At 68.8% G+C, this 17,090-nt stretch carries 23 protein-coding genes, 1 tRNA gene and 1 pseudogene; 8 read left to right on the top strand and 17 right to left on the bottom strand.

Annotation, left to right across the window (positions count from 1 at the left end; all coding sequences use genetic code 11):
• Window position 1: 1 nt before the first annotated feature.
• Both H5411_RS42770 and H5411_RS42775 read left to right on the top strand, forming a co-directional pair.
• A complete protein-coding gene (locus H5411_RS42770) occupies window positions 2–601 on the top strand; it encodes a TetR/AcrR family transcriptional regulator (protein ID WP_101438128.1) in 600 nt (199 codons plus the stop codon).
• Window positions 602–821: 220 nt separating this feature from the next.
• Complete coding sequence (locus H5411_RS42775; RefSeq protein WP_183127350.1) at window positions 822–1,364, top strand: hypothetical protein; 543 nt, start codon at window positions 822–824, stop codon at window positions 1,362–1,364.
• Between the two features lie 475 nt (window positions 1,365–1,839).
• Here H5411_RS42775 and H5411_RS42780 read toward each other — a convergent pair whose 3' ends face one another.
• A complete protein-coding gene (locus tag H5411_RS42780; protein ID WP_037358573.1) occupies window positions 1,840–2,061 on the bottom strand; it encodes a DUF3618 domain-containing protein in 222 nt (73 codons plus the stop codon).
• Window positions 2,062–2,185: 124 nt separating this feature from the next.
• On the opposite strand from H5411_RS42780, the gene H5411_RS42785 reads away from it, so the two are divergent.
• Window positions 2,186–2,259 (top strand) — tRNA-Leu (locus H5411_RS42785).
• A gap of 102 nt (window positions 2,260–2,361) precedes the next feature.
• On the opposite strand, the gene H5411_RS42790 is transcribed toward H5411_RS42785, so the two are convergent.
• The 7 genes from H5411_RS42790 to H5411_RS42820 all read right to left on the bottom strand — a co-directional run bounded on the left by H5411_RS42790 (window position 2,362) and on the right by H5411_RS42820 (window position 8,295).
• Window positions 2,362–3,012 (bottom strand): hypothetical protein, encoded by a 651-nt coding sequence (locus tag H5411_RS42790; protein WP_183127352.1) that lies wholly within the window; start codon window positions 3,010–3,012, stop codon window positions 2,362–2,364.
• 12 nt (window positions 3,013–3,024) lie between these two features.
• On the bottom strand, window positions 3,025–4,467 hold the full coding sequence (locus H5411_RS49145; RefSeq protein WP_312878737.1) for an ATP-binding protein: 1,443 nt from the start codon (window positions 4,465–4,467) through the stop codon (window positions 3,025–3,027).
• A gap of 127 nt (window positions 4,468–4,594) precedes the next feature.
• Window positions 4,595–4,954 carry a MerR family transcriptional regulator gene (locus H5411_RS42800; protein ID WP_183127353.1) on the bottom strand — a complete coding sequence of 120 codons (360 nt, stop codon included), beginning with the start codon at window positions 4,952–4,954 and terminating at the stop codon, window positions 4,595–4,597.
• 18 nt (window positions 4,955–4,972) lie between these two features.
• Complete coding sequence (locus tag H5411_RS42805; RefSeq protein ID WP_183127355.1) at window positions 4,973–5,734, bottom strand: SDR family NAD(P)-dependent oxidoreductase; 762 nt, start codon at window positions 5,732–5,734, stop codon at window positions 4,973–4,975.
• A gap of 44 nt (window positions 5,735–5,778) precedes the next feature.
• A complete protein-coding gene (locus H5411_RS42810) occupies window positions 5,779–6,369 on the bottom strand; it encodes a dihydrofolate reductase family protein (protein WP_183127357.1) in 591 nt (196 codons plus the stop codon).
• Window positions 6,366–7,172, bottom strand: coding sequence for a metalloregulator ArsR/SmtB family transcription factor (locus H5411_RS42815; RefSeq protein WP_183127359.1), 807 nt, complete (start codon window positions 7,170–7,172; stop codon window positions 6,366–6,368). The genes H5411_RS42810 and H5411_RS42815 overlap by 4 nt, the downstream gene beginning before the upstream one ends.
• A 58-nt stretch (window positions 7,173–7,230) precedes the next feature.
• Window positions 7,231–8,295 (bottom strand): FAD-dependent monooxygenase, encoded by a 1,065-nt coding sequence (locus H5411_RS42820; RefSeq protein ID WP_183127361.1) that lies wholly within the window; start codon window positions 8,293–8,295, stop codon window positions 7,231–7,233.
• Between the two features lie 75 nt (window positions 8,296–8,370).
• Between H5411_RS42820 and H5411_RS42825 the strand changes: the two genes are divergently transcribed.
• On the top strand, window positions 8,371–8,970 hold the full coding sequence (locus H5411_RS42825; protein WP_183127363.1) for a TetR/AcrR family transcriptional regulator: 600 nt from the start codon (window positions 8,371–8,373) through the stop codon (window positions 8,968–8,970).
• Here H5411_RS42825 and H5411_RS42830 read toward each other — a convergent pair.
• Window positions 8,957–9,856: an MBL fold metallo-hydrolase gene (locus H5411_RS42830; RefSeq protein ID WP_183127365.1), complete on the bottom strand. Its 900-nt coding sequence runs from the start codon at window positions 9,854–9,856 to the stop codon at window positions 8,957–8,959. The two genes, H5411_RS42825 and H5411_RS42830, sit on opposite strands and share 14 nt — an antisense overlap.
• Window positions 9,857–9,972: 116 nt before the next feature.
• Between H5411_RS42830 and H5411_RS42835 the strand changes: the two genes are divergently transcribed.
• The 4 genes from H5411_RS42835 (at window position 9,973) to bcp (ending at window position 12,291) form a co-directional block, all read left to right on the top strand.
• Window positions 9,973–10,848, top strand: a complete 876-nt coding sequence (locus H5411_RS42835) for a LysR family transcriptional regulator (RefSeq protein ID WP_183127367.1) — start codon at window positions 9,973–9,975, stop codon at window positions 10,846–10,848.
• Between the two features lie 31 nt (window positions 10,849–10,879).
• Window positions 10,880–11,062, top strand: coding sequence for a hypothetical protein (locus H5411_RS42840; protein ID WP_037358542.1), 183 nt, complete (start codon window positions 10,880–10,882; stop codon window positions 11,060–11,062).
• 197 nt (window positions 11,063–11,259) lie between these two features.
• The gene (locus H5411_RS42845) at window positions 11,260–11,799 is read left to right on the top strand and encodes a hypothetical protein (RefSeq protein WP_101438116.1); all 540 of its coding nucleotides are present in this window, start codon (window positions 11,260–11,262) and stop codon (window positions 11,797–11,799) included.
• 15 nt (window positions 11,800–11,814) lie between these two features.
• Complete coding sequence (gene bcp, locus H5411_RS42850) at window positions 11,815–12,291, top strand: thioredoxin-dependent thiol peroxidase (RefSeq protein ID WP_101438115.1); 477 nt, start codon at window positions 11,815–11,817, stop codon at window positions 12,289–12,291.
• A 49-nt stretch (window positions 12,292–12,340) separates the two neighbouring features.
• On the opposite strand, the gene H5411_RS42855 is transcribed toward bcp, so the two are convergent.
• From H5411_RS42855 to H5411_RS42890, 8 genes and pseudogenes are all read right to left on the bottom strand, one after another.
• Complete coding sequence (locus H5411_RS42855; protein ID WP_183127369.1) at window positions 12,341–12,919, bottom strand: dihydrofolate reductase family protein; 579 nt, start codon at window positions 12,917–12,919, stop codon at window positions 12,341–12,343.
• Between the two features lie 66 nt (window positions 12,920–12,985).
• On the bottom strand, window positions 12,986–13,186 hold the full coding sequence (locus tag H5411_RS49150) for a hypothetical protein (protein WP_312878738.1): 201 nt from the start codon (window positions 13,184–13,186) through the stop codon (window positions 12,986–12,988).
• 190 nt (window positions 13,187–13,376) lie between these two features.
• Window positions 13,377–13,475: pseudogene (locus tag H5411_RS49480) on the bottom strand (hypothetical protein); the annotation flags it as partial.
• A gap of 26 nt (window positions 13,476–13,501) precedes the next feature.
• Complete coding sequence (rdgB, locus tag H5411_RS42870; RefSeq protein ID WP_101438113.1) at window positions 13,502–14,110, bottom strand: RdgB/HAM1 family non-canonical purine NTP pyrophosphatase; 609 nt, start codon at window positions 14,108–14,110, stop codon at window positions 13,502–13,504.
• Window positions 14,107–14,883: a ribonuclease PH gene (gene rph / locus H5411_RS42875; protein WP_183127371.1), complete on the bottom strand. Its 777-nt coding sequence runs from the start codon at window positions 14,881–14,883 to the stop codon at window positions 14,107–14,109. Before rph ends, rdgB begins: the two co-directional genes overlap by 4 nt.
• Before the next feature lie 91 nt (window positions 14,884–14,974).
• Window positions 14,975–15,742: an MBL fold metallo-hydrolase gene (locus tag H5411_RS42880; RefSeq protein WP_183127372.1), complete on the bottom strand. Its 768-nt coding sequence runs from the start codon at window positions 15,740–15,742 to the stop codon at window positions 14,975–14,977.
• A 36-nt stretch (window positions 15,743–15,778) separates the two neighbouring features.
• A complete protein-coding gene (gene murI / locus H5411_RS42885; protein ID WP_183127374.1) occupies window positions 15,779–16,579 on the bottom strand; it encodes a glutamate racemase in 801 nt (266 codons plus the stop codon).
• On the bottom strand, window positions 16,576–17,090 hold a 515-nt coding region (locus H5411_RS42890), incomplete at its 5' end, for a rhomboid family intramembrane serine protease (RefSeq protein WP_183127380.1). The genes H5411_RS42890 and murI, both read right to left, overlap by 4 nt.

Genomic DNA, 17,090 nt, shown 5'->3' on the forward strand with positions numbered 1-17,090 from the left:
CATGACCACCGCCAAGCGCAAGCGCATGCCCCGAGCCGAGCGGGAAAGGCAGATGATCGAGGTCGCCGAGCAGGTCTTCGGCGAGCGCGGCTACGCGATGGCGTCGATGGACGAGATCGCCGAGCTGGTCGGTGTGTCCAAGCCGATGCTGTACGAGTACTTCAACTCGAAAGAGGGCCTGCTGCTGGCCTGCATCCGGCAGTCGCGCTCGGCGTTGCAGGAGGCCACCGAGCAGTCGATCGTCGGTGCCGAGTCCGCACAGGAGGCGCTGCGGCGCGGACTGCTGGCGTTCTTCGTCTTCATCCGCGAGCGCCGCCAGGCCTGGTCGCTGCTGCGCCACGAGATGGCCCTCATCGGCACGCCCGCCGCGGACGAGATCGAAGAAACCCGCCGGCAGCAGACCGACCTGATCACCGCCTTGATGAGCGGCTACTTCGACAGCGAGGACACCCTGCGCGCCGAAGCCTCGGCCGAGTTCGTCGTCGGCGCCTGCGAGCGATTGGCGATCTGGTGCGAGCGCTTCCCGGAGGTGACCCCGGAGAAGGCCACCGAGTACGCCATGGATCTGCTGTGGGCCGGGTTGTCACAGCGAGCGATTTAACGTGCACGTGAAGATGACCGTGCATTAGTCCATTCGGTCGTCACTCAGCGCACATCTCGTCCCGTTACTTGTGACACAGAGTTTTCTTACGGTATCGATGACACGGTAGAAAGACACACTGAGTGTCGCGCCAGCGGCCCGCGAGCAGGAATCGCGTCATGAGTTTGCGGTGGCCGGGTCTCGACCTGTGACGCATGCTGATGACGAGAGGGGTGAGGCAGTGGTGGAAACGATCACGGCGACGTACAAGCACGACAACGACGACTGGACGATCACCGTCAGCGGCCGCGGCAAGGAGCTGACCGGCAAGGCGCCGGGCATCATCGCCGCCCGCGACCGGGCCGACCAGCTCGTGGAGAAGCTCGCCCCGAACGAGCGACCCACGGTCGTGCACCTGCTGAATGGCAACGCGCTGGAGTTCACCAGCGCGTACATGGCCGCGCGCCTGACGCTGCCGGAGATCGAACCGCTGGAAATCCCGCCGTCGGGCGGTGCGAAGGCGGCCAAGGAAGCCGCTTCGGGCTCCAGCAAGACCTCCGCGCCAGCTGCCTCGACGTCGTCTTCGACCTCGGCCACGGCCACGGCCACGGCCACGGCCACGGCCACGGCCACGGAAAAGGCCTCGGAAAAGGACAAGGCCGCGAAGCCAGCGCTGCCGCCGAGCAAGCAGCTCCCGAAAGAGGTCGAGGACCGCAAGCCTGAGGCGAACCGCCCCGGTGTGACAGCGGGCGCGTCGGCCACGCCTCCGGTCGCACGCGCCTGACCTAGTTCTGTCCGGCTCGCGTTGTTCGCGGGCTGGCTTTGCCCTGCGCGCATTTCTCTTGCCGCAGTGCCCGAGCGCACGCCGACGGGCGCTCGCCCTGGGGCGCTTGAGCGCTGCCGTCGCAGACCTTCACCCCCCGGCGGGGCCAGATCCGGCCGTCTCGACGTCCGCTCACGGATTCGGCATCCCCTCGCGCCTGGCCGCCCCGCAAACAGCGGCCCGCGTCCAGCACAGCCGGGAAAAACCGTCTCGTCACCCCCAAGGGGTAGCCCGATTCGGCGAACGTGGTGCTCCCGACCGACCCAGGTGAGCGACCGCCAAACAGGCGACCCCTGATTCAGTGGCTCTTCTCACGAAGTTCACCCGGCGTGACAATCACGCCTGTCCATCCGCCATCCAGGGAGCTAGTCGACAACTCCCGCAGCCGCGGCCGGAACAGCACTCGGCGTGACCGTCAGCGTGTCAGCGCGAGCCGTCAGCGGAACAGCTTCCGCACCAGCAGCACGGCCACCAGCACGCCAGCCCCGATCAGCGGGTACTTGACCTTCGGGTTGTCGAGCTTCGCGCGCACGCCGTCCTTCGCCTGTTCGGCGAGTTTCTGCGGGTTGGCTTTCGTGCCCAGCTGGTCGAGGGTCGCCGCCAAAGCGGTCCTCGCCTGCTCGATCTCACGCTCGATGGTCTCGGGGTCGCGAGCCACGTGCCCTCCTCGCCGCAGTCGGACTGTAGGCGGTCCACGGTAGAGGACAACCCCCACGCGACGGCGACTGGCCACGCCGAGCGAACCCGAACGTGGCGCGCGCTACGATCACACCTGATTCCTGGGGGCCGTAGCCCAATTGGCAGAGGCACACGGTTTAGGTCCGTGCCAGTGAGAGTTCGAGTCTCTCCGGCCCCACCCTGGAGCTCTCACCAGTGGCGCGGCATTTCGGGGTCGATGATCCGCATCAAGCGGGCCACAGGAATGCCACAAGAAGACGGACGGGCTGAGGCTGCCGGGTCACCCGCCGCCGATGGTGAGCGTGATCGGCGCGTGCGCCTGATCAGCCGTCAGAAACTGGTCTCCGCGATGAGAGACGGTCAGCACATAGGACGGCAACCCGTCGGGGACATCGTTGACGGTGAACCCCAACTGGCAGCCGGTCACGACGTTCTGTCCGTCGAAATAGGTAGTTTGTGCCTGTCCGCCGGTGATCGAACCGGTTGCGATTACCTGGCTGGACCTGTCGGACACCTTGACAGCAGTTCCGGGCGTGAGGTCCGAGTATCCGCCCGTCCCTTGGCAGTCGGAGTCAGTCCCTCCGGCGCCGGTCGACCGCACCCCTGACGGACCGCTTTCGATCGTGATGACACCGGTCAGCATGAATGTGTTCTTAGGCAGCGGGACCGGCACCGGAGGGATCAACGCCGTCGCATTCGGCTCCGTCACGACGTAGGTGACCGTCGCCGTGGCCGTGATGGCGAGCACCAGGGCGCCGACACCGACAATGAGGCGGGTACTCGTCATCGCACCCTCCAGTTCGAACGGGCTGTTCTGGCGAGTCGCCATCGGCCGCTGCCGTGTTACCGCCGAACCGAACGAGAGATTGTCGCCAGCCGCACCCAAGAAGCAGAAGACGCGTTCCTTGAGGGCGGCGGATTCTCGCCGCACGAAGCTGTGCGCTCAACGCCGCCAAGCCTCGACGATCTCTTCGGGACCGAACGAGGCAGCCAGCGGCAGTCCGTCTTCGACGCCGTTGCGGGACACTGCGATCAAGGGCGTCGCGTAGTCGCGTCCGGGGATCGACATGGATCCGGCGAGCAAGCTTTCGCACTCGCGTTTGCCGAACAGTTCGGTCTCCAGCCACTTGATGGAGCCCGTGAACGCGATGCGGGTCGCGGCGGGCCGTTCGCGGTCGGCGCCGACCAGGTCGATCTCCGGGTTGTTCTGCCGGTTCCACCAGCCGCCCACGACGTCCGCGCCGGGCAGCCGGTCGTCGGGAAGGAGCCGTTCAAGGCCCTCCCGGACGACGGGCTCGACAGCACGGCCGCGCCAGGACGGCCACGACCTTTCGATGCGTGATGCGACCAAGTCGCCGCGGCCGCGTTCGACCTCGGCAATGCCGCGCTGCAGGAATGCCAGCCAGAACCGCAAGTACGGATCCTCGATCCGGTAGCGCTTGTTCCTGGTGTCCGGGCGGGTGGCCAACGGAGTGTCGACGGCGACGATGCGCTTGGTCGTCAGGGTGTTCAGGATGGGGGCGAGGGTGCCGGAAGGGATCGGGTTGCCGACGCCGATCCGGTGGGCGATCGCTCCGAATGTGCGTTCGCCCGTGCCGATCGCTTCCAGGGCGGAGCGACTGTGCGACGGTTCAGGGACCTCGCCCAGCAGGGACAGTTCTCCCGCCATCAGCAGCGGGGAAAGCGGGTCGGCGAGCTGATCACGCAAAAACGCGGTACGGCTGGTGCCCGGCTTCCATCGTTGGACGATCTCCGGAAAGCCGCCGGTGATCAAGAACGCGTCGATGGCCTCTGCCGGCTCGAGCCCGGTCATTCGCTGGACGTCGGCCGGGTTTAGGGGTCGCACGAGCATGCGGCCAGCGCGGCCGTGGAACGGACGGCCGTACTCCTGGAGGGACTCCATCATCGACAGGTCGCTTCCGACCAACAACAGCAGCACGGGCTTGGTCGACAGGTACCGATCCCAGACGGTCTGGAGGGCGCCTTCGAACTCGCTGTCCTGCTCGACCAGCCACGGCACCTCGTCCAGGACGATGATGCTCGGGGTTTGCTCGGGTACCGCGACTGCCAGTGCGCGCAATGCCTGGTTCCAGTCGGAGCCGAGCGCCCCGGCGACCAGATCGGCGCCGGGCAGGGTGGTCTCGGCGAGCGCGGCGGCGAAGTCAGCGCGCTCCGCAGCCGGATTGCGGCCTCGAGACGCCTGAAAGATCAGGTACGGCAGCCCGGAGCGGTCGCAGAACTCCTGGACGAGCCGAGATTTGCCCACTCGCCTGCGGCCGGTGACGATCACGGCTTGGCCGGGAGTAGTGGCAGCCGCGTCCCGGACGAGGCGCAGCTGCCGTTCAAGCAGTGCGAGATCGTTCGCGCGTCCTGGGAAATCCACCACGGGCTTGACCTCATCTAAGTATGATCGGATCTTACTTAGATTGAATCATACTTACACGAGATCACCGTGAGCGAACAGCTACTGCCTGCCACAGCATCGACTCGTGAACCCGCCAACCCGCACGGAATCAAATCACTACGCCGCCCCGAGCCGCCGCTCGTGACGACAGCTGCTCCCTTACCCGAGTCAGCGTCTCGATTCGCTCGTCCAGCACCGCCAGTCGGCGATTCACCAGTTCCACCGCGCTTGACGACAGCTGCCGCGCGGGCAGATCCCCTTGCAGGCACGAGCCCAGCGGGCGGATGTCTTCCATCGTGAGCCCCGAATCGAGCAGATAGCGGATGTTCGCCACCCGCTCGATCGCGGACTCGTCGTAGTGCCGGTAACCGTTGTGGGAGCGGGCCGCGGTCAGCAGTCCCTGCTCTTCGTAGAACCTCAACGCCCTGGTGGTGACACCGGTGGCCTTCGCCAGCTCTCCGATCCGCACCAGCCCGAGCGTACGCCGCTAAGCGATCACTGCGCCGCCGTCGACGGGCATCACCACGCCGGTGATGTACTCCGCGCCGGGGCTGGCGAGTTCGACGATCCAGTGGGCGACTTCTTCCGGCTGGGCCAGCCGCCGCAGAGGCACTATTTCCCGCAGGGCTTCGTGCTGTGCCTTGCCTTGCTCGGCGGACAAGCCCTCGCGTGCGTAGATCTCGGTGGCGACCGGGCCGGGGGCGACCGCGGTGACGCGGATGCCGCGCGGGGCCAGCTGCACTGCCCAGCTTCGGGTCAGCGACTCCAGCGCGGCTTTCGTTGCAGCATAGAACTCGCGGCCGGGCATCGGCCATCCGCGTTGCCCGATCGCGGTCGTCACGTTGACCACCGCGCCCTCGTTTTCGCTCAGGTGCGGCATCGCGGCCTGCACGAGGTAGACCGGCGCGAGCAGGTTCGTCGCGACCACTTCGTCGAACGCGCCGGGCTTGATCTCTCCCAGCGCGGCCGGTCCGACGATGCCGGCGTTGTTCACCAGCACGTCGATCCGGCCGAATTCGGCAAGGGCCGCGGCGACAACCGCCTCCGCGGCGCCCGCCTCGGTGAGGTCGGCGGCGAACGGGCGGATCCGCGGGGAGCCCTCCGCGGTTTCGGCGAGCCGCTCCGCCGTCCGGCCGGCGACGAGCACATTCGCGCCTCGCCGGGCGAACTCGCGTGCGGTGACCTGCCCGATGCCCGTTCCGCCGCCGGTGACGATCACGGCCTTGCCTTGAAACTGTCCTTCACTCATGCGATCGACGCTAAACATTGCCGTATGCGTGAAGGTCAAGCCGATCAGCGCACGCGGTCGTAAACCAGCGCCACTTCACCGAGATCGCCGGTCTCCTGATACGCGACTGTCCACTTGGTACCCGGCAGGCCGTCGTCGAAAAGCCGGGGGCCGCCGCCGGCGATTTCCGGGCAGATGATCAGGTACAGCCGGTCGATCAGGTCCTCGGCCAGCAGCGCCTTGATCACGCTGACGCTGCTGTTGACCAGGATGTCGCCCTCGCCCTCGGCCTTCAGGGAGGCGACGACCTCGGCGGTGGGCGCGTTCACGACGCGAGTGTGCTCCCACGGCGGCTCGGTCAGGGTGCTCGACAGAACGACCTTTTCGGTGTCCACCAACCATTTCGCGTAGCCGCGGTCGCGCGGGTCGGCGTTTTCGTCGGCGGCGACGGTCGGCCAGAAACCGAGGAAGCCTTCCGCGTTGCGGCGGCCGAGCAGCGCGGTCGTCGCTTTCTCCCAGATGCGGGTCATCTGGTTGCGGGAGGTTTCGGTGGTCACGTAGGGGATGATCGCGCTCATGTCGGCGGGGCCTTCCGGACCGTGGTAGCGGCCGTCGAGGGTCAGGGCGAGGTTGGCAGTGACACGACGTTCGGTCATGACTGGACTTCCTTCCGGGTGACGACTTCGGTGAGGTGGTCGAGGACCTGTCCCCAGCCGGTTTCGATTCCGGCGATGGCGGACACGGCCCCGACGGTTGTCGCGCTGATCTCCAGACCCAGCCGCAGCCGGGTGCCGCCGTCCGCCGCGGCGAGGGCGAGGTCGTAGTGGCCGCTGAACGCGACGGCGCCGGCCGCGTCCAGCACCGACAGGTCGAACACGAGCCGCTCGGTTTCGCGAGCGGTCCGGACCTGCCCTTCCGAGCGGTAAGCGCCGTCGGCGTCGCGGTAGACGAGAACGACTCGCCCGCCCGGTTCCGGTTCGAGGACACACTCGGCGACAGTCAGGGATGGCGGGACCCACCACGACGCCAGCAGCCCGGCGTCTGTCCAGTACCGCCAGACCGTCTCCGGCGGGACCGGCAGGACGCGCTCGAAGGAGAACGCGCGTCCGTCGGCCCAGCGATCCCGGTCCGCGGCCGCGGTTTCGGCTTCGATCGCCGCGCGGTAGCGATCGAGCACGTCGCGCTCTCCCGCGTGCGCCTCGATCGTCTCGGCCAGCTTGTGCAACTGGTCCGCGAACTCCCGCAGCGGAGCCGCTTCGGCCGCGTAGACGCGCCGCTGTCCGAGCGGGGCCATGGTGACCAGGCCGGCGCGAGCGAGGGTCTGCAGGTGCTTGGTCGTCTGCGGCTGCCGCAGCCCGGTCAGCTCAGCCAGCTCGCCGACCGACCGCGGCCGCTGCGCGAGCAGCTCGATCAGCTGCCACCTGGTGGTGTCTGCGAGTGCTGAGGCGATCCCGTCCATGCACCGAAGTATTCACCTGATCGAATATTCGTGTCAAGGAATTCTTTTCGGACCGGGTTCAGCCGGGCAGCAGCCGGGCGGCGAGGTTGCGGACCGCCAGCCCCCGCTGCGTGCGCGGGACCAGCATCGAAGCCGCGGCCCGGACCCCGCGTTGCTTGGGCTTCACGCGTGCTCGATGGGTCGCCTCGTAGTGCGCGAACGCCTCGGAGTGGGCGCCTTCAGCAAGCGCCGCGGCCAAGGTGTGCGCGCCGACGATCGCGAGACTCGAACCGTCGCCCAGCAGCGAGACGCAGGAAGCGGCATCGCCGACCAGCGCGACCCGGCCGTGGTGCCACTTAGGCGGATCGACCACGGCGACCGCGTCGAAGAACACGTCGTCCGCGGCTTCGAAGCGGGCAAGCAACTCCGGGACTCGCCAGCCGAGCCCTCGGTAAGCAGCGGACACGATTTCCTTGCCCTGCCCGGGATTCGGCGCGCGGAAGAGGAACGCGACTCCGGAATTCCCGCGCACCGGATGGATCGCCACGAGCCTGCCCGGAGTGTTCAGCAGGACCACGTCCTCCGGGTAGTCGGACGGCTCGCCCAGCGACACCGTCCCGACGTACAACCCGGCGTGCCGGACGAATTTCTCCTCGGCGCCGAACACGAGCCGCCGCACCGCCGAGTGCACGCCGTCCGCTCCGATCACCAGGTCGAACCGGCGCGGTGCAGCGTGTTCGAAGGTGACGTCGACCCCGCCTTCGTCCTGCTGCAACGCGGTGATGGTGTCGTCGAAGAGGATTTCAGCGTCGTCGCGCGCCGCTTCGTACAGCGCGGAGGCCAGATCGGCACGCGGAACTTCGATCTCTTTGCGCACCGCCATCCGCACCGTGGTCACCGAACGCCCGCGCGCGTTGAGCACCCGCAACCGGCGCGCGTGCGTCGCGACCTCGCGCAACCGCGGCACGACACCCATCGCGTCGGCCACCTCCATCGCACCGACGCGGACGTCCACCGGGTTGCCGCTGCTGCGCCGCCCAGCCGCCCGTTCTACGACAGTCGGCCGGAAGCCATTGCGCGCCAACCAGAACGCGAGGGTCGAACCGGCGATCCCGGCACCGCACACGAGCACGTCACGAGTCATGCGGCCCACGGTAATCGCACTCAGTGCATATTTGCAATGAATGCTGTTTTGCACTTGGTGCCGTATGCTCGCCTCATGTCGCTCCGTGAACGCAAGCGCGCCCGCACCCGCCAGGCCCTGATCGACGCGGCCACGGACCTCTTCGAGCGCAACGGCTACGACGAGACGACCATCGCGGACATCGCCGCGGCCGCCGAGATCGGCACCCGCACGTTCTTCAGCTACTTCGCCAGCAAAGAAGAGCTGGTGTTCCCGGACGCCGAGAGCCGGGTTCAGGCGTTGCTCGACGCCCTCGCGAACCGCGCCCCGGACGACCGGCCCATCGACCTGCTGGTCCGCGTCCTTTGCCACGGCGACGAGGTCAGCAACGACATCATCGGCAAGCTGACCCCGTTGCGCATGCGGCTGCTCCAGACCGTGCCCGCCGTCCAGGGCCGAGCACTGCAGATCCAGTTCGACGCCGAGCGCCGGATCGCCGGAATCCTCGCCGAGGCCTTTCCCGACGAGCTGGACGACCTCAGCGCTCGCGCGTTGACCGGCGCGTTCGCCGGCGCGGTGCGCGGAGCGTCGCAAGCCATGTTCGACCGCGCCGGCGAGCTGACCGCCGAGCAGCGGGCCGAAGCGACCCGGCAGGCCGTCGTGACGACGCTCGCGCCGTTGCTCAAACGCGACTGACGTGCTCCGTGCACAGGCACGCCACCGCGGTGTCGATCCATTCGCGGCCTTCCCACTCCGGATGCCGCTTGATCAGCTCGTCCCGCACTTCCGCGATCACGGTCGCCTCGTCCATTCCTGAATCCCGGCGCCGCCAGGTCTCGTCGCGCAGCAGTTCGAGATAGGCGCGCAGGTCGTCGAGCAATTCCGGACCGCTGATCTCGCCGTGGCCGGGAACGACGATCTCCGGTCGCTGCCGTGCGAGCTTCCGCATGACGTCGATCCAGCGGATGCCGGACACGTCGGTGTCGTGCGGCGGGAACCACGGGAAGATCGCGAACTGGCCGGTCTCGGCGAGGTCGCCGGTGAACAGGACGCCCGCGTCCGGGACCGTGACGACCTGGTCGCCCTTGCTGTGCGCACGGCCGGTCGCGCGCAGCTGCACCACGCGACCGCCGAGGTCGAGGTCGTGCGAAGAGTCGTAGACGACATCCGGGGCCGGCAGCTCCACCCCCGCCAGTTGCCGCGCGACCGGTTCTCCCAAGCCGGCGAACATCCGCAGGTAGCCGGGGCCTTTCTCGGCAAGATCGGTCGCTTGCGCGCGGTTGGCCAGGTAGGTCGCGGCACCGGCGAAGGTCTGCGCGCCGAACGCGTGCTCGGGGTGAAAATGCGTGGTGGTCAAGTAAATCCGGCGACCGCGCGCGTACTCGGCCGCGAACTTCAGCACGGTTTCCGCGTTGCGGGGCCCCATGCCGGTCTCGACGACGAGCACGGAATGCGTCCCGCCGATGACGCCGACGTTCGGCACCAGCTGCACGCCCTGGTTCGGGAGCACGACGAGGTCGCGGGCGAGTTCGCGCACCTGTGCGGTCCGCACGACGGGATCGGGATACGGATAGTCGGCCATCGCCGGGGGCTCCTCAAAGCGCGGGATCAGGGACCGTTCCAGTCCAGCGCCGCGCCCGCGCCGGTGTCCAAGACTGATCCGCTTTTCCCGATACCGCGCGGGTATTGTCGCTGGTTGTGGATCTCCGTTCGCTCCGGTACTTCGTCGCGGTCGCCGAGGAGCGCCACTTCGGCCGGGCGGCGGCGCGGCTGCACATGACCCAGCCGCCGCTGAGCCGCGCGATCAAACAGCTCGAAACCGACCTCGGCGCGACGCTGCTGGACCGATCGCCGTCCGGCGTCACGCTCACCGCCGCCGGGACCACGCTCTACGACGAGGCCCGCACCCTGCTCGCGGGCGCGGACCAGGCCCGCGCGAGGGTCGCCGCGGCGGCCGGGCCCGGAAGGCTCACGCTCGGCACCCTCGCCGACAGCTCGGAACCGGTCGGGATCCGGCTCGCCGGCGAGTTCCGCAAACGGCATCCGGGCGTGCGGATCAGCGTCCGCGAAGCCGACCTCACCGATCCGACGACGGGCCTGCACGCCGGGCTCGTGGACGTCGCGCTCACCCGGATTCCCTTCGACACCACCGGAATCCGCACGCAGGTGCTGCGCTCCGACCCGATGGGCGTCGTGCTGCGCGCGGACGATCCGCTGGCCGGCCGCGACGAGGTGCGCCGGGAGGAGCTCGCCGACCGGACGTGGTTCCGGTTCCCGGACGGCACCGACCCGCGGTGGCAGGCGTTCTGGAGCGGCGGCGTCGCCGGCGGCCCGGTCGTGCGGACCGTGCACGAATGCCTGCAAGCCGTGCTGTGGAACGGAACCGTCGGGCTGGCCCCGCTCGTGCACTCGTTTCCCGAGGGCGTCGCGACGGTCCCGCTCGCCAGCTACCCGCCGAGCCGGCTCGTGGTCGCCTGGCGCGAGGACTCGGCACCGCCGCTCGTCCGCTCGTTCGTCGAACTCGCCGTGCGCATCGCCGGGCTCGACGGCCGCGAAACCCCCGCGAACCCGTAGGCTGGGCGCGGACATCGGGGAGGTGTGGGCCGTGCCGGAACGCAATCCGCTGCGGATCCTGCGCAAATGCGCGGACTGGTTCGAAAACCGCGGCGTGTACATCCCCGGCGAGGAAAGCCGAGCGGTCGACCCGGTGCGCGACTTCGGCTGGCTCATGGTCGCCTGGGGCGCCGGCGTCGCGGTGTTCATCCTGTTGTTCGCGTTCGCGGTGTGAATCCCGACCGACGGCCGTTGACATCGGGGTGACGACTGTCACCCGGAGTGCTCTTTCGATCACGGATCGGCCACGGCTGTACACCAGGTCCGCGTCTTCCGCACCGTGACGGCAATAGTGCCGCCACAGTGGAGCGGGTCCGCCCGGCAACTACGCCGAACGGCACACCGCCCCACCCCGACTGGAGTACCCCCGCGATGGCGCCCGCGCGCACCCCGAAACTGCTGCTGACCGCCTGCCTGCTGTTCTCCGCGGCGGCCTGCGGCGGTGTCAACGCTCGGGAAGGCTCCGCCGCGATGGGCGTCGGCAACCCGGCGGCGCAGCCCGCGGCCGCGCAAGCCTCCGGTGACCTGCAGTTCGGCGCCAACCACCGCTTCGCCAGCGGGATCACCGTCTCGCTGTCCGCCCCGCAGTCCTTCCAGCCGAGCCCGGCGGCGTACCCGCGCAGTGCGCGCGCGGCGGCGTTCTACATCCAGGTCACCAACAACGGCACCGATCCGTACCGGGTTTCCGGGATGTCCGTCACCGCCACGGTCGCCGGGAAGCCGGCGAAGCAGGTCGTCGACGCCACGCAGGGGCTCGGCGGCGTCTCCGACGCCGGGAAGGACCTGATGCCCGGCCGGTCCACGCAGCTCACGCTCGCTTTCGCGGTGCCCGCCGAGAGCGCCCGGATGGCCGTGCAGGTGCGGCCGAGCACCGGCGAGCCCGCCGTCGTCACGTATTGCGGAGACGCCTGAATTACTCTCGTCCCCATGACCGACCAGCGACTCGCCGTGGGCGACGAAGCGCCCGAATTCACCCTGCCGGACAGCACCGGCAAGAACGTCTCGCTCAGCGACTTCCGCGGCCAGGCCGTGGTGGTGTACTTCTACCCTGCCGCGGGCACGCCGGGCTGCACCAAGCAGGCGTGCGATTTCCGGGACAACCTCGCGGAACTGAACGACGCGGGGTATCAGGTGCTGGGGATTTCGCCGGACAAGCCGGAAAAGCTGGCGAAGTTCGTCGAGGCGGAGAAGCTGACCTTCCCGTTGCTGTCCGATGTGGACAAGACAGTGCTGACCGAGTGGGGCGCGTTCGGGGAGAAGAAGAACTACGGGCGGATCGTGCAGGGCGTGATCCGGTCTACGTTCATCGTGGACGCGGAGGGGAAGATCGCCAAGGCCGCCTACAACGTGCGGGCTACCGGGCACGTGGCGAAGCTGATCCGGGATTTGGGGATTTCCGCCTGAATTGCCGCCGGAGCGCGGAGAGGCCGGACACGCCTCTCCGCGCGACCGGTCAGCGACGCACCTGGTAGCGCAGGTGAAGCACCCGGTCGCCCTGAACCACGTCCGGATCCTCCAGCAGGTGCTGCGCTGCGACGGAGCCGAAGTAGCGTTTGCCGGAGCCGAAGACGACCGGCACCACGTCCATGCGCACCTCGTCGACCAGACCCGCGGCTAGCGCTTGGCCGCCGACGTCACCAGCGGCGACCTCGACAATGCGGTCGCCTGCTAGCTCTTGCGCTGTGGCGACGGCGGACGTGACGCCGTCGACGAAGTGGAACGGTGCGTCGGGGTTCCAGCCCTCGGGTGCCGGGCGATGGGTCACGACGACTACGTGGTCGATTCCGCTCGGAGGTTTCCCGTCCCAGCCGTCAGTCAGGTCGAAGACGTGGCGGCCCGCGATGGTCACCCCGATCTGGTCCCAGTACTGCCGGGTGTAGTCGTAGGACGGCTGCGACACCTTCAGCACGCCGCTCTCGTCCAGCGGGACGTCGCCGCTGGTCAGCCAGTCGAACAGCGGGCCGGGCTGGTCGTTTTCGCCGGCGATGAAGCCGTCCGCCGACACCGAGCCGTACATGACGACCTTGCCCACGGGGTTCTCCTCTGCGTTCGGATGGCCCCAAATTAGCGTCTCGCCAGCGGTCGCGCTGGTAAGAAATCAATCGGCCGGGAACGGCCGGCCCTCCAGCGGGTGGCCGGGATGGTCGCGCAGGAACCGCCGCCGGACTTCGACGTACTGGGTCGGCGTTCGGCCGGTGAAGGCGCGGAACTCGTGGCCGAAGCGGGCCTGGTCGAGGTAGCCCGCGCGACCGGCCAGGTCGCTCCAGCCGATCGGTCCGGCGGGGTCGATCGCGAACACGGTGGCGGTGAAGCGGTTGGGGGCGGGCCAGTCGCTTCGGCGTGACGCCGCTGAGTGCCTTGAACCGCGGTGCCAGATGGGTACTGCTGACTCCGGCGGTCTGACTCAGCTCGCGGACCGGGTCCGGGGGGATAGCCGAACCGCCGTGGGCCTCGGCCACATTACGGACGATTGCCAACCCCAGGCCGCTGCCGCCGGAGGTTCGGCTTCTCGAGGGATCTGCGCGCCAGAAACGGTGGAAAACTCGGGGCAGGTCTCGAGACCAGCCCGGGTCCCGCCCCGGAGCCACCAGCGCGGCTCCAGGGCGGGCGGGAGTTATGCGTCGGCCAGTTTTCGCAGAGCTGGCAGGAGCGCGCGCAAGGCTTTGCCTCGGTGCGAAGCCGCGTCTTTTTCCGCCGGGCTCAGTTCGGCGCTGGTTTTCGTTTCGTTTTCCGGCACGAAGATCGGGTCGTAGCCGAAACCGTTGGTTCCGCGCTTTTCCCTCGTCAGCGTGCCGCGCCATTCGGCCCGGACCGTGGTGATTTCGCCGGACGGGAGAGCCAGTACTGCCGCGCAGACGAAGGCCGCGCCCCGGCGCTCGTCCGGGGTGTCCGTCAGCTGCGCCAGCACCAGGTTCAGGTTCGCCTCGTCGTCGCCGTGCTTGCCGGACCAGCGGGCCGAGAGGACTCCGGGCATGCCGTTGAGAGCGTCGACGGCCAGGCCAGAGTCGTCGGCGATGGCGGGCAGACCGGTGGCGGCGACCGCGTCCCGCGCCTTGGCCGCGGCGTTGCCTTCGAAGTCGGGGGCGGTTTCCGGGGCTTCCGGGAACTCCTCGACGTCGTTCAGGCCGACGACCTCGATGCCCTGGATGCCTTCCGCTTCCAGGATCCGGCGCAGTTCGCCCAGTTTCTTGGCGTTCCGGGTGGCCAGCAGCAGCTTGGTCACTTCTGGCCCTTCTTCTTGTCCCGACGCGGTTCGGGCAGCTCGCCCGGGTACGGCAGCGCCAGCGCTTCTTTCTGCAGCCGCGTCAGTTCCTCGCAGCCCGCCAGCGCCAGGTCCAGCATGGTGTCCAAAGTGGACCGTGCGAAGGTGGCCCCCTCGCCGGTGCCCTGCACCTCGATGAGGGTTCCGGCGTCGGTGGCGACCACGTTCATGTCGACCTCGGCGCGCGAGTCCTCCTCGTACGGCAGGTCGAGGCGCACCCGGCCGTCCACGACGCCGACGCTCACCGCGGCCACCGAGGACGACAGCGGCTGTGGGTCGTTGAGCCGGTTCGCCGCTCCCAGCCAGGTGATCGCGTCCGCCAGGGCCACGTAGCCACCGGTGACCGCGGCGGTGCGGGTGCCGCCGTCCGCCTGGATCACGTCGCAGTCGATGACGATGGTGTTCTCGCCGAGCGCGGCCAGGTCGATGCAGGCGCGCAGGGAGCGGCCGATCAGCCGGGAGATCTCGTGCGTCCGCCCGCCGATCCGGCCCTTGACCGCTTCGCGGTCGCTGCGGGTGTTGGTCGCGGACGGGAGCATCGCGTACTCCGCGGTCACCCAGCCGAGACCGGATCCGGCACGCCAGCGCGGCACGCCCTCGGTCACGCTCGCCGCGCACAGCACCCTGGTGTTGCCGAACTCGACGAGCACGGACCCGGCAGGCCACTTCTGGAACCCGCGGGTGAGCTTCACTTCGCGGAGCTGGTCGTCGTTCCTGCCATCTTTTCTAGCCACGCAGCAGACGATACTGCGTGGCAACGCCACTCCGTTGAGGGTGGTGGAGGGGAGGAAGGCGGAGCTAGGACGTGCCTCTGACGCTTTCCGATCAGAGGTCGTAGACCGCGCCTTGCGTCACCAGCTCGGCGTCCGGGAACACAGCTTTGGCCTCGGCCAAGACTGCGTTCCGGTCGGTCCACGGCGCGACGTGCGTCAGCAGCAGACGGCTTACCCCGGCTTCCTTGGCCAGTTCACCTGCTTCTTTGCCGGAGAGGTGCACGCCTGGCGGACGGTCGGCGGCATCGGTCCAGGACGCTTCAGAAAGCAGGACATCGACACCGTCAGCCAGCTCGCCGAGAACTCGGCACTGCCCGGTGTCACCGGTGTACGCGAGGATGGTGCCGCCGTACGCGATACGCAGGCCGAAAGCGGGCGTCGGGTGGTACACGGCGACGGCCGTCACGTCGAAGGGACCGATCTGGACAGTCTCTTCGCGAAGCTCGTGGAACTCGTACACGTCCGACAGATCCGCGCAAGCTCGTTCAGCTGCGTCAGCCGCGTACGCGTGCGCGAGGCGCGAGGGTGCCTCAGCCGGCGCGTACAGCGGCAGCTGCCTCGGCCGCGCGGGGTACGGCGGCGCGGGGTGGTAGCGGCGAAGCACCGTCAGGGAGTTGACATCGGCGCAGTGGTCGGCGTGCAGGTGCGAAAGGACAAGCGCGTCCAGGTCGAACGGGTCCAGCACGGTCTGCAATTGGGCGAACGTACCCGTGCCCAGCTCGAGCCCGAGCCGGTAGCCCTCCGCCTCCAAGAGGTACCCGGACGCGGCGGCGTTCGGCCCGGGGATGCTGCCCGAACACCCGAGGATCGTCAGTCGCACCCCGTCACCCTAACTCCGCTCAGCGGCGCCGCAGCGTCACGCGCTGAGCGGGGCGAGCGCGCCCGGCGCGAAGCCCATGAACCGCTGCGCCAAGCGGGCGAACGGCTCCGGCGAACCGGTGGCGAGGAACTCGTGCCGCGGCGGCTCGTCGCGTTCGGCGAGCAGGTCGAGCTCGGTCAGCACACGGTAGAGGTCCTTGGCGGTTTCGTCGGCGCTGGAGACGAGCGTGACGTCCTGTCCCATCACGATCTGCAGCACGCCGGACAGCAGCGGATAGTGCGTGCAGCCGAGGATCAGCGTGTCGACCTCGGCTTCGAGCAACGGCTGCAGATAACCCTGTGCCAGGCCGAGGATCTGTCGGCCGGTCGTGATGCCGCGCTCCACGAAGTCCACGAAGCGCGGGCAAGCGACGCTGGTGAGGCGTACGTCGGGCGCGGCGGCGAAGGCGTCGTCGTACGCCCTCGAACGCACAGTGCCCTCGGTGCCGATTAGACCGACGCGTCCGCTGTGCGTCGCGACCGCTGCCCGGCGCGCAGCCGGAAGGACCACTTCGACGACAGGGACGTCGTAGCGTTCGCGCGCGTCGCGAAGGCAAGCCGCGGACGCTGTGTTGCACGCGATCACCAACGCCTTCACACCGCTCTCGACCATGTCGTCGAGAGCGGCCAACGCGTACTCGCGAGCGGTGGCGATGGGCAGCGGCCCATAGGGGTTGCGCGCGGTGTCGCCGACGTAGCGCAGTTGTTCGGCAGGCAGCAGTTCGAGGATCGAGCGTGCGACGGTGAGCCCGCCGACGCCGGAATCGAAAACACCGATGGGCGCGCCGGGAGAACTCACATCCCGAGATTACCCGGCGTCGTCGGCTCGGCCTTCGGGGATTTGACGCGTTCGCCGCGTGAGGTCAGCCACGCGGCGAGGATGCCGGCCAGCGCGCCGAAGAGGTGGCCCTGCCAGGAGATGCCGGGGTTGCCGGGCAGCAGGCCCCAGAGCATCCCGCTCCAGATGCCGAGCAGCACGACCGCGACCGCGATCTGCGCGAGCGACCGGTGGAACAGGCCGCGCACCAGCAGGTACGCGAGCCAGCCGAAGGCGAGCCCGGACGCGCCGACGGTGTAGGCGTTCGCCGGTCCGACCAGCCACACGCCGAGCCCGGAAACCACCCAGATGATCGCCGTGACCACGGCGAACCGGCCGATGCCCGCCGCCATCGCGAGGAAGGAGAAGATCAGCACCGGCACCGTGTTGGAGAACAGGTGCGACCAGCCCGCGTGCAGCAGCGGCGCCCACAGGATGCCGTCGAGGCCGGACGCCTCCCGCGACAGGATCCCGCCGTGCGTGAAGTCGCCCG

This window comes from Amycolatopsis echigonensis (assembly GCF_014174495.1).
Classification (GTDB): domain Bacteria; phylum Actinomycetota; class Actinomycetes; order Mycobacteriales; family Pseudonocardiaceae; genus Amycolatopsis; species Amycolatopsis echigonensis.